This is a genomic window from Desulfovibrio cuneatus DSM 11391, from assembly GCF_000430005.1.
Taxonomy (GTDB): Bacteria; Desulfobacterota; Desulfovibrionia; order Desulfovibrionales; family Desulfovibrionaceae; genus Frigididesulfovibrio; species Frigididesulfovibrio cuneatus.
Window position 1 is genome coordinate 1 of sequence record NZ_AUCY01000057.1, and the last position, 11,385, is coordinate 11,385.

Below are 11,385 nucleotides of genomic sequence, written 5' to 3' on the forward strand. Positions count from 1 at the left end.
GCATACATTCGCTTGAGCCGGGCGTTTTCCTGCTCCAGCTCACGCATGCGGGCCATAAGCGAGGCATCCATTCCGCCAAACTTTGAGCGCCATTTGTAAAAAGTAGCACTGCTCATGCCATGCTCACGGCAAAGGTCAGGAACGGGAATGCCGTTCTCGGCCTGCTTCAATATTGCCAAAATTTGAGTGTCAGTAAATCGTGATTTTTTCATTGTAAAATCTCCGCTTGGTTTATTCTCGGAAATTCTACTTATAAAAGCTACTACTTTTTGGGGGGATTACCAAAGGACCTAGTATATCAAAAAATATTTAGCGAGTTTGTCTACGCATTGTTTCAATTGCTTTCTCTACAGCTTTTTCATTTGGCGTTCTATTTGCCCACTCGGTCCAAAATTGACGTGTAGCACTTGCTGGTTCAATTTTTGGACAATCGAGCTTGATTCGAGTGGGCAATAAAATCGAATCTCCAAGCAACAATCCTTCGCCTGTGTCTAGAAGTGGTAAGATATCTGTAAGCCCAGACATAGATTCAGGAACCATACGTTTGACGACACTTTGGTCCTGGTCATTTGTCAATCTGAGTACTAAAAAATTATTACACTGACTTAAGATCGTTCTGCTCACGTCAGATGGCCGCTGACTGACTACAAGTAGCGAAACACCATATTTTCTACCTTCTTTCGCAATTCGTTCAAATGATTCTAAAGCCCTCTTTTCAGGGGCATCAGCCTCGTCACGCACTGGTAAATAAAGATGTGCTTCATCGCATACAATTGTAAGTGGATGTCGATCATTATCATTCATCCAGAATTGAACATTATAAAGCAAACGAGCCAGAACACCAGCAACAATAGGCAAAACGTCGGCAGGAACTTCTGAAAAGTCAATAATTTTTATCCCTTTCGTCGTCTTCCCTGAATGAAAAAGCCGCATAGCAATCTTACTGAGCCATTCATATTCAGATGTAGACTTAGGTGGTTGGAATAGGAATCCATATCTTCTATCTTCGATTTTAGCTTCAAGTCGTGCAATAAAACGAGTCAGCTTTCCATTCCAATCACCTTTTACTGGACCTGTTTTACCCGGTTTTGTACCTTCGTCGTCAATATTTAACAGTGCCATTAGTTGGCTAATATCATAATATATTGGAGAATCAACTGTGAATGTATCAAGTACATCTTGCTTATTTAAATCTTTTAACGTGGATTCTTTCAGCTTGCGCACATGTTCAGTGAATCTTGATGCTTGGTTTGGTGCGTTTTGATCAGATCTATCTAAAATCATGGCCAGCATTTCTTCACGATTCAAAAGCCAATAGGGTAAAAAAAGACTATTAGTCGATTCCGAAAGGCAATCACCAGGGCCAGCAATCTTAAATTGCTCGGCGATTGCTTCTTTGCCCTCACAAAGTGTAGAATATTCGCCATGCATATCGAGGACAATAAGGTTTGGATGTGTCAATTTAGCGGCTCGTTCAAGAATCAGCGCTACCGCCCAGCTCTTCCCGGATCCAGTGCTTCCCAAAATGGCTGCATGGCGTTGAAAAAATTTATCTCCGTGAGCTATGGCAACTGCAGTTTGATCCGCCATGTAATGTCCAAGGGCCATCCTTTCGCCCAGTGGTACCTTTGCAGAAAGTAAGTTCATAAAACTCTGTAAATTGTGGGCAGATAGTTGATAACAAGCCCGATCTATCTGCGGAAAAGTATCAGCGCCACGTTTAAATGTGTTGCTCCTATCACCATCTACCGTTCTATATGTTCCTATCAATACTATTTTAATAAAATCTTGCAGTGCTTCTCCGAAAGGAATATTGCCCTCGTCATCTACTTCATTGGTCAAAAGCCTCTCAGTTGTTGAGCGCGTAGCTCTCTCTATTATGCCTATAAGAAATTCTGAATTCAACCTTCCTTGAATGGCAACAAGACTACCTACAGATATACTTGTCATCATATCATGATTTTCAATAGCGGCGACTACGCGATTTGTGTCAACCATTGCTACTTTGCCTAAAAAATCTGATTTATCAAATTCAAGTATAGATTCGCTCATGGGGCTATAACTCCTGAGACAAAATGTTCAACATCCCACCAAGAATTATCTTGGATGTCCCATTTTGCGTTTTTCATTGTTACAGTTGTGTCTTCAGGATTGCTACTCTGGCTCAAGGCCACAATAGTCTCAGACAAGCCTATTATCTTATCAGCGCTTTCGGTCAGGCTTCTTGACAAAATTAAAGCCGGAATGCCAGATCGTAGGCGTTGGGAAAGATGTGTTTGCAGATGGTCGTCGTTAAATCCATAGCCTATGAATAAGAAGGATTTTGCGCTGTCTATGGCTGCGTTGCCCATATTTCTATGCGCATCAAATGGCTGGTCATACCCTTGGCGATACTTATGTTGCCCAGGAGTGATAATTAATGGGCAACTAAACGAACACAATGGGGTATAAATAGGCATCCCGTCTTTCAATAGATACCAATCCAGGCTGCCGTGCGGCTTCGACAAGTGCACCATATTGGGGTATATGAGCTTAGGAGTTTGCTTTTTACTGCTTCCTGTGCCTATGGCACCTTGAAATTTACTTTTTGCAGGGTCAAATAATCCAGAAGTTTTTCCACAAAAACCTGTGTCTAACCAAAAACCACGCATTTCACATGCAATTTCTATCAACCTATCGTAATTCGTAGTAATTATCTGTATTTTTTTAGGATGCTTTGGACTTAGATGTGACAAAAGTGAAGAGATTTTTAGTATTCTTCCATTTCCAATACACTGAGATATTACACTTTCTTCAGCAGTGCGAACAGTATTTGCTACAATCTCGACAATTACCTTACCTAATGACTCTGAGAGTTGAATGGAATTTACAGCCTCTTCAAGCCCTTTTTTTGCCCTCAAAAATTTTTCTATTTCCTGCCATTGGGGAAGGTCAGCTGATGAGCATTTTTTAGGAACGAGAGTTATAAGTGCTTTTGCTAAGTCCCCCATACTTGGTAAACCTTCAGCGCAGGACAAGCCAGATCCAATGACAACCACTAAGCCGTCAGAAAAAAAGCGTTGTAGCCGCGTTTTGAGTTCGTTGGATGGTAGCATAAACCCTCTTATTTACTATAATCCATTCTCATATATTTTCCAAGTACTACAGGCTGGGTTTTTATCGAGAGATTCCTTGTTGCTTTTCGAAACCATCAGACTCTATTGAAAAATTATTGTGCTCAATGTTGCTTTGAAAAATTATACAATTTTTCCTAATGAAAAGATGCTTGCCCCACTTCTTCACTGCATAGTCCTTCGCCACTTGCTCTGCCGCTTTATCGTGCCCGGAATAAAACACCTCTTTACCTGTATCCCGAATGCTGCCGCCACTTTCCAAGGTGAAGATGACCACGCCCTTGCCGTCAACACGTCTCTGCACTGTTCCAAGGGGTTTGCCCTGGGCGCTGGCTTGTGCTGCCACTTCATCCATGCGCATAAAGGCCTGAAGTTGCCTTTTGCCCTTAGCAGAAAGATCTGCCCGCTCCACAATGCTGCGCTGCTCTTGGGCTAGCTCCACTTTGCTTGTGGCAAGGCCTAGGCCGTGGGTGCTCCAGTCTTTTGTAGGGAAAAGCTTTTGCGTTGGATTCTGGGCTTGTTCCGGATCTGCAACATCTTTGCGGGAACGCAGCACAGCCAGGGCCAGCTCATTGCCATTCTCTGCCTCCAGTTTGAGAAAGCCTTGCCAGGAAGTATAGGGCACCTCTTGGCGCACGGCATCGCGCTGTGGTTGCCATTCCATCCGGATTTTTTCAGGTGCCACCATTCCCGGCCAATAATTTCAAAGGTATTCTTTTGCGCGGCATACAGCGTTTCTTTTGCCGCTTTCTTGCTGCACCCTGGGTCAATGCCTTTGGCTATTTTTTCTTTGGCCTCATCGCGCAGCTTGCGGGCATCTTTCAGGCTAATTTTGGAGTATGCGCCCAAAGAAAGCAGCTTCTCCATACCCCCAAAACGGTATTTCAGCCGCCACAGCTTGCCACCCTTAGGTGCAATAAAAAGAAACAACCCACCCCCATCAAAAAGCTTTTGGGCCTTCCCTGTAGGTTTGATGGCGCGGAGAGTGGTGTCGCTGAGTTGGGAATCTTTTGCCATGGGGGTATTCTCCTTTTTCGAGTAATGCCCCCGTAACCGTCTTCAAAAAGTCCTTGCGCATCAAGGAAATAGCGTTGGGGGTATCACTTTTTTTGAGGTGCAATATACCCCCAAAAATACCCCCGTGCAAGTGGGGTACCCCCGGATTGCACGGTACTTTACCGGACAAAAGAAAAGGCCGAAACCCTTGTTTATCTAAGAGTTTCGGCCTTTTTTATCCCTTCCGGGATTAAATTCTGGTAGCAAGGAAGGGATTTGAACCCCCGACCTAGCGGGTATGAACCGCTCGCTCTAACCAACTGAGCTACCTTGCCATGTGCGGTGTTATTGATAAAGTCAACAACGTGCTGCAACGGATGCTTTAGCGGAGTGTTGTCCGCTTGGCAAGCTTTTTTTTCAATTTCCCTCATTTAGCCTGCACAATCGGGAATAAATTGGCAAGGCCCTGGGCTTCAAGGTAATTGCTTAGGGGTATTACAAATATATGTGCACGAGAAAAAGCGGAAGGCTTTTGGCATTAAAGTTGCTTAATCAGAGAAACAACACCACAATACAGAAAAATTTACCGCCTTAGCAAGGAGCCATCCTGTGAATATCAGCTCTGCCCCCCCCATGCAGCCCCAAGCCCTGCCACCCTATGCCGCAGAAAATTCCCTTGAATACTGCGCTATTAACATTGCCGAAGAAACCATAGCAGAGCAGGCGGACCCCCTTGGCGAGGGGCTTTTTGCTGTTACCCGCTCGGCTTGTTTTTCCGGTGTGGCGGCTTCCCTGCGTAAGGCAATGGATGGTTTTTCCCACCCGGAAGGCAAGGTAACCTGCCTGTTAAGCGATAACATTGCCCGCCTGCAAGACCAGTTTATTGAAACGCTATACACCCGCTTTACCGAAGCAGGCATTGGCCTGGAAAATAAAATGACCTTGCGCCTTGGGCAAAACGCTACCCTGTGCCTTGCAGGGGAACACCCGGAAGAACAAGCCATTGCCACCCTGCTGGAAAAAATGCCGGACCTTTCCCGGGCATTTAACGAAATTGCGGCCCAATCCGCTGCCCTGCGTAATATCCAAAACCTGCAATCGCTCCTTGCCGTGGCTGAAAGCGATGAAGATAACGTCCACCCGCTGTATGCCACCTACCAGATAAGCCTGAAGGGCGACATGAGTCACTTTTATTTCGCGGCGCTGTAGGAGGGGGGTTATTCCTCTTCATCCTCCTGCACAAAAGCCATGGCAGCCAGGGGAGGCAGCGTAAGGCACAACGAAGGCCCCTGCCCCCACTGGGTGTAGGCAGCCTCCACACAGCCGAAATTGCCTACATTGCTCCCCCCATAATAGCCACTGTCCGTGTTCAAACACTCGCGCCAGCGCCCAAGCCCTGGGCACGGCACACGGTACCCGTAACGCGGCACCGGGGTAAAGTTGAACACCCACATAACAGGCCGCGCCCCTGCCGCCTTGCGCACAAAGCTGAATATTGAAGACTGCACATCCGCACAGTCTAACCAGGAAAACCCGCTCCAGCTATGGTCTTCTCGGTACAAGGCAGGCTCCGCCCGCAAAAGCATGTTCAAGTCGCGCACCAGGCAACGAATACCTTCATGGGCAGGAAAGGCCAATAGCGGCCAGTCCAGACACTCCCCTTCATTCCACTCCCGCCATTGCCCAAATTCCCCCCCCATGAACAGCAGCTTCTTGCCTGGGTGCGCCCACATATACGCATATAGCGCGCGCAAGTTGGCCTGCTGTTGCCAAGCATCGCCGGGCATTTTAGAAAGCAGTGAGCGCTTGCCATGTACCACTTCATCATGGGAAAGGGGCAAGGTAAAGTTTTCCGTAAAAGCGTATAAAAACGAAAAGGTCAGGTCGTTCTGGTGGTGCTTGCGGTACACCGGGTCTTTTGTCATATAACGCAGGCAGTCGTGCATCCAGCCCATGTTCCATTTATATGTAAACCCAAGGCCCCCGGCATATACCGGGCGGGAAACACCTGGCCAAGCGGTGGATTCCTCAGCAAAGGTCATGGCCCCTGGGGCCTGGGCATGCACTGCCGTGTTGAGCGTGCGTAAAAAATCAATGGCTTCCAGGTTTTCCCGCCCGCCGTGGCAGTTTGGCCGCCACTGCCCTTCTTTGCGCGAATAGTCAAGGTACAGCATAGAGGCCACAGCATCCAGGCGCAGACCATCAAAATGGAACTCCCGCAACCAGTACAGGGCGTTGGCCAGCAAAAAGCCACGCACTTCATGCCGTCCATAGTTAAATATCAAAGTGCCCCAGTCCGGGTGTTCCCCCAAGGCTGGGTCGGCATGCTCATACAGGGCGGTGCCATCAAAACGGGCCAGCCCCCAGGCGTCACGCGGGAAGTGGGCGGGCACCCAGTCTAATATAACGCCAATGCCCGCCCCGTGGCAGGTATCAATAAACCGCTTCAGGGCTTCTGGCGGGCCAAACCGGGAACTGGGAGAAAAATACTGCCCTGTCTGGTAGCCCCAGGATTGGTCCAGCGGGTGTTCTGCCAAAGGCATAAACTCAATATGGGTAAAGCCCATGTCGCGCACATAAGGCACCAGAGTTTCTGCCAGCTCGTCATAAGAATAAAAAGGCCGCTCCGGGGTGTAATGCCGCCTCCATGAACCTGCGTGTACTTCATAAATGCTGATGGGCTGCTCAAGCTGCGCCCCCCCCAAGGCCCGCTGGGCCATGTATTCCCCGTCGTTCCAGGCATAAGGCACAAGCCCGGTAGTTATGGAAGCCACCCCTGGGCGAAATTCACTGTAGAAGGCAAAAGGGTCGGCCTTGTACACAATGGTACCGTCTGCTCCCTTTATGCCGAACTTGTACTGCCTGCCTGCTTCCACCCCCGGCACAAACCCTGCCCATATGCCGGAATCTCCCACCGGGTACAAGGGCAACTGCCCCCAGGCCCAACTGGTGAAATCCCCCACCACGCAAACTTCCTGAGCATTAGGCGCCCACACGGCAAACCGGAAGCCGGATTGCGCAGGGGCCTCATTTTTTATGGGAGGCGGTGTGTACGGGTGTGCCCCAAGCACGCGGTATAGCTCGTAATGCTCGCCCTTGTTAAACAGGTGCAAGTCAAACGGTTCAATAAATATGGGTTCGGAATGCATGGCCTAGCCTTTGCGGTTAATTTGCCTGTACAGCGCTGCATAGGCAGCCCCTGCTTCTTCCCAGGTAAAAGCCTGCCCCATGGCGCGCTGTACCATGTTCTGCCAGGCAGGCTGGTCATTTTCCCACAGGGCCACGGCCTTGCTTACGGCCTGCAAGAACCCGGCAGTGGAGCTGCGCTCAAAGGTAAAGCCGGTAAAATTATCTTTTGGCCAGGGGATTATGGTGTCGCGCAGGCCCCCCACGGCAGTGGCCACAGGCGGCGTGCCATAACGCAAGGCATACATTTGGGTAAGCCCACACGGTTCATACCGTGAAGGCATAAGAAAAATGTCGCTCCCGGCCTGAATACGGTGGGCCAAGTCTTCCGTGTAATTTACCACGGCACTTACTTTGCCCCGGTACATTTCCATAAATTCAAGCACAGTGGACTCATGTTCCGGGTTACCTTCCCCCAGCACAATAATGCCCACATCCAGCTTAATAAGGTCCGGCACAATGGCGTTCAGCAAATCAATGCCTTTTTGCCCGCGCAGCCTGCCAATAAAACTCAGCACCGGGCGCTGCATCAGCCGGGCATCCAGGCCCAATTCTTCCAGCAATGCCTGTTTACAGGTAGCCTTGCCGGAAAGGTTTGCCGCCGAATAGGTAGCGGGCAGGTAAGGGTCTGCTTCCGGACTCCACACGCTGTAATTAGCCCCGTTGAGAATGCCGGAAAGGTGCGCCTTGCGCTTTCGCAAAATACCGTCCAACCCGCAGCCGCAGTGTTCGTGCAGAATTTCCTCGGCATAGGTGGGACTAACGGTGGTAATGGCGTCGGCATAGGCAATGCCGCCTTTCAGCATATTGAGGTCGCCATAATACTCCACCCCTTCCATGCCCCAGGCTTCTGGCGGCAGGCCACACCCGGCAAACAAGCGAGAGGAAAAACGCCCCTGAAAGGCCAGATTGTGAATGGTAAGGGCGCTGGAGGTTTCCGCCCAGAATCCGCCAGATTGGCGCAAATAATGAATATAAGCGGGCAACAGGGCCGACTGCCAGTCATGAGAATGCACCACCGAAGGGTTCACCCCCAGGCGGCGAATAAGGGAAAGGGCAGCCCGGCAAAAAAAGATAAACCGCTCGGCATTGTCGAAATAATCGCCCTTATGGTCATTATAATAGTAGCGACGGTCAAAAAATTCCCCGCGGTGAATAAAGTATACAGGCACACCATAATAATCTGCTTCATAGACATCTGCTGTAATGGGTTGCCACGGGTAACCCACGGGGCAGTCGGAAATGCTCAACCGGATGCGAAAGTTGCCGGAACTGAGCCGCCCATAAAAAGGAGAAATGACGGCTACAGGAATACCCTGGGCCTGCAAGGCAAGGGGCAAAGCCCCCATAACATCGCCCAGCCCACCTGTTTTAGAAAAAGGGTAGATTTCAGACGTAACTAGGTACACAGGGCGCTGCATGCTTTCCTCCTGACGCAGCAAAAGGCCACGCCATTCCGTGTGGCTGCTGCTATTGCAATGCAGCGCACAGAAATAAAGAGTATGTTCAGGGCCCGTTAACACACACGACAGGTTATGGGCCATAGGTAGTCAGTGAACTTTCAGCTTGCCTTTTGGCTGGACTAAGGTGCTCACCCGCAGCGTGCCCTTTGGCTAGATTAAGGCGCTCACCCACGGCTTGCCCTCAAGCCATGTAGCAAAATCAGCAAGAATCTGCTGGTGGTCAAAAGCCAGGGGAGTGGGCAAGGCATGCAGGGGGAAAAAATGTGCTTCCAGGGCATCATCTGCCCCCACAGGCTCAGGGCCATGAAATGTTGCAGGAAATAACGGCGGGGTACTTTTGCTGGGATGCAAGGCTTCAAGGCCAAGAACATGGCCTGGGTGGGACTTAGCGGTTTGCGAGGAAGCAACCTTGCCCACATACACCACACTCATGGTATGGCCCCTGGGGTCGCGTTGCGGGTCGGAATACACCCCCAAAAGCCCCACAAGGCACACATCCAGCCCTGTTTCTTCTTTGGCTTCACGCACGGCGGCGGTTTCTGCCGCTTCGCCATAATCAATAAACCCGCCCGGCAAGGCCCAGCCATGCGGCGGGTTTTTACGCTGCACCAGCACCACACCGCGCACGGGGCAATAAAGTACCACATCCACTGTGGGAGCCGGGTTGCGGCGCACAAGAACTGCACTGCCGCAATGGGGACACACCATATCGCCGTGCATATACCTATCCTGTGTTCACACTGTTTCCACAACAATCTTACTGTATCAATATCGCAAAACAGCAATATGTTCAACTACAATTCCATTTTTAGCCATAAGGAAAAATGGAATTGCCCATGGCAGCATAGGATTAGACCATAGGTTGGCATATACCCACAGCCATTCTCGGCAAAGCCTTCATAAAACTAAATTCCAGGCAAACCGCTAACCCGAGCCCCCTACCCCGCTGCCGGGCTTTCCTGCTCTGCCAGGACCACATGCAACCCCGTGGCCTCTAAAGCGGCAAAAGGCACAGCCCCCTGCCGCAATACCCGCACCTGCTCCCCATGTGCCGTGCGTACCACGTCCACAATGGTGGAAGGCAGCCCACCCGCAGGCTGGGGCGGCATATCAAATACCCCGGCAATACCCCGCGTAATTTCCGGAGCAAGGTCTTGCACCTGGCACGGGGCAGCCTGCCCGCTTAGGTTGGCGCTGGAAGCCACCAACACCATGTTCAACTCCTGCCCAAGGGTGCGTATGGCCGGGTGCGGGGAAAAACGCACCGCCACCCGGCCCATGCCCGCAGTGAGTAAATCGGGCACATCTTCCCGCGCAGGAAACACAATGGAAAGCGGCCCTGGCCAAAAACGGGCCATAAGCACCCGCGCCGGGGTGGAAACTTCCTTGGTGAGCAATTTCAATTGACCAGGGTGGGAAATAACCACAGGCAAGGGCATGTGCAAGGCCCGTTTTTTCAGGGCAAACACGGCCCCCACGGAATCTGCGTTCAACGCGTCGCACCCAAGGGCGTAAAATGTTTCTGTAGGAAACACCAAAAGCTTGCCCTGGCGCAGGGCATTGCACGCCTCTTCAAAGGCAATGGCAAACGGGTTCATGCTTTCCTCCTTCACAAAAATCAAAAAACTGTGTTGCTACCAGGGGTTACCTGCTTCTGTGCAAGGCAAACCGCCGGGATATTCTTCTGCGGGAAATGCGGAGTAACTCAGTGCTTCCGTAAAGACAAATTACACTTTCCTGCCCCAGCAAGCAATGCCTGTGTATAAACCAGCGCCTGCAAATACAGTTGCACAGAAGGACAAGGTGCGGTAGCAAAGACCCTGCACTGTATTGCGCCAGGCCTTGTGTTCGGTGGTCACACTAGACAGGCCCCCAAAATACCCTAGAGCAATTTCACGGTGAAACTGCTCTAGGTCAACAACACTGCCACCCGCAGAGCGTGTCGTTTTAGTATACCATACCCCATGACTACATTGAAAAAACCAATGCGCTGCATGGTAAGCCAATGTATGCTTTCAAAGTGAAACTGCTCTAAGAAGATACTATGAAACAAGTTCGCATAGTGGCTGTAGGCCGCATAAAAACGCCACACTGGCTGGCGGCTATTGATTTTTACCGCAAGCGCATTGCCACCCCCATGCGGCTGGATGAAAAAGTGGTGAAAGACGCAGACCCTTCCCTGCCCATGGCAAAACGCCTGGAAAAAGAGGCCGAACGCCTGGAGGCCCTGTGCCGATTTGGTGAAGAAACTGTGGTGTGCCTTGATGAACGCGGCAAGAACATGACCTCGCCAGCCTTTGCCGCATGGCTCACCACCCTGTGGGATGCAGACAGACCCCCCGTGTTTATTATTGGCGGGGCCTTTGGCATTGGCCCAAGCTTGAAGGCCAAAACCACCCACAGCCTCTCCTTCGGGGCCATGACATTGCCCCACGAATTGGCCCGCGTGGTGCTATATGAACAACTGTACCGCGCGGAGAGTATACTCTCCGGCTCTGGCTACCACCACGAGTAGGAAACGCTCAGTTATTCCGTTTGGCAAGGCGCGATGTTTTTTTGCAAGGGCGGGCTGGGCTCTTTGGCCCTGCCCCCGTTGCAAAAAAGCAAGCAACGTAGCCATAGGAAAA

The 11,385-nt window shown here is 50.6% G+C and carries 10 protein-coding genes, 1 tRNA gene and 1 pseudogene; 2 read left to right on the forward strand and 10 right to left on the reverse strand.

All coding sequences use genetic code 11. The annotated features are described in order from the left end of the window. From G497_RS0111995 to G497_RS0112020, 6 genes and pseudogenes are all read right to left on the reverse strand, one after another. The coding region (locus G497_RS0111995) for a transposase (protein ID WP_027187606.1) at window positions 1–212 on the reverse strand (212 nt) is incomplete at its 3' end. A 97-nt stretch (window positions 213–309) separates the two neighbouring features. Continuing rightward, a complete protein-coding gene (locus tag G497_RS0112000) occupies window positions 310–2,052 on the reverse strand; it encodes an ATP-binding protein (RefSeq protein ID WP_027188322.1) in 1,743 nt (580 codons plus the stop codon). Further along, entirely contained in the window at window positions 2,049–3,095 is a 1,047-nt protein-coding gene (locus tag G497_RS0112005) for an SIR2 family protein (protein WP_034637835.1), read from the reverse strand. Before G497_RS0112005 ends, G497_RS0112000 begins: the two co-directional genes overlap by 4 nt. Window positions 3,096–3,156: 61 nt before the next feature. After that, window positions 3,157–3,801 carry a hypothetical protein gene (locus G497_RS20645; RefSeq protein WP_027188324.1) on the reverse strand — a complete coding sequence of 215 codons (645 nt, stop codon included), beginning with the start codon at window positions 3,799–3,801 and terminating at the stop codon, window positions 3,157–3,159. Window positions 3,802–3,869: 68 nt separating this feature from the next. Continuing rightward, window positions 3,870–4,130, reverse strand: a pseudogene (locus G497_RS20800) (Arm DNA-binding domain-containing protein); the annotation flags it as partial. Between the two features lie 237 nt (window positions 4,131–4,367). Next, window positions 4,368–4,444: transfer RNA gene (locus G497_RS0112020), tRNA-Met, on the reverse strand. A gap of 274 nt (window positions 4,445–4,718) precedes the next feature. Between G497_RS0112020 and G497_RS19320 the strand changes: the two genes are divergently transcribed. Continuing rightward, window positions 4,719–5,318, forward strand: a complete 600-nt coding sequence (locus G497_RS19320; RefSeq protein WP_051258097.1) for a hypothetical protein — start codon at window positions 4,719–4,721, stop codon at window positions 5,316–5,318. Window positions 5,319–5,326: 8 nt separating this feature from the next. Here G497_RS19320 and glgB read toward each other — a convergent pair whose 3' ends face one another. The 4 genes from glgB to G497_RS0112045 all read right to left on the reverse strand — a co-directional run bounded on the left by glgB (window position 5,327) and on the right by G497_RS0112045 (window position 10,356). Next, on the reverse strand, window positions 5,327–7,258 hold the full coding sequence (gene glgB, locus G497_RS0112030; protein WP_027188326.1) for a 1,4-alpha-glucan branching protein GlgB: 1,932 nt from the start codon (window positions 7,256–7,258) through the stop codon (window positions 5,327–5,329). 3 nt (window positions 7,259–7,261) lie between these two features. Next, complete coding sequence (gene glgA / locus G497_RS0112035) at window positions 7,262–8,716, reverse strand: glycogen synthase GlgA (RefSeq protein WP_027188327.1); 1,455 nt, start codon at window positions 8,714–8,716, stop codon at window positions 7,262–7,264. 192 nt (window positions 8,717–8,908) lie between these two features. After that, the gene (locus tag G497_RS0112040) at window positions 8,909–9,478 is read right to left on the reverse strand and encodes an NUDIX domain-containing protein (protein ID WP_027188328.1); all 570 of its coding nucleotides are present in this window, start codon (window positions 9,476–9,478) and stop codon (window positions 8,909–8,911) included. A gap of 218 nt (window positions 9,479–9,696) precedes the next feature. Next, window positions 9,697–10,356: an L-threonylcarbamoyladenylate synthase gene (locus G497_RS0112045; protein ID WP_027188329.1), complete on the reverse strand. Its 660-nt coding sequence runs from the start codon at window positions 10,354–10,356 to the stop codon at window positions 9,697–9,699. A gap of 446 nt (window positions 10,357–10,802) precedes the next feature. Here G497_RS0112045 and G497_RS0112050 point away from each other — a divergent pair, with 446 nt between their 5' ends. Further along, the gene (locus tag G497_RS0112050; RefSeq protein ID WP_027188330.1) at window positions 10,803–11,273 is read left to right on the forward strand and encodes a 23S rRNA (pseudouridine(1915)-N(3))-methyltransferase RlmH; all 471 of its coding nucleotides are present in this window, start codon (window positions 10,803–10,805) and stop codon (window positions 11,271–11,273) included. The last annotated feature ends 112 nt before the right edge of the window (window positions 11,274–11,385 follow it).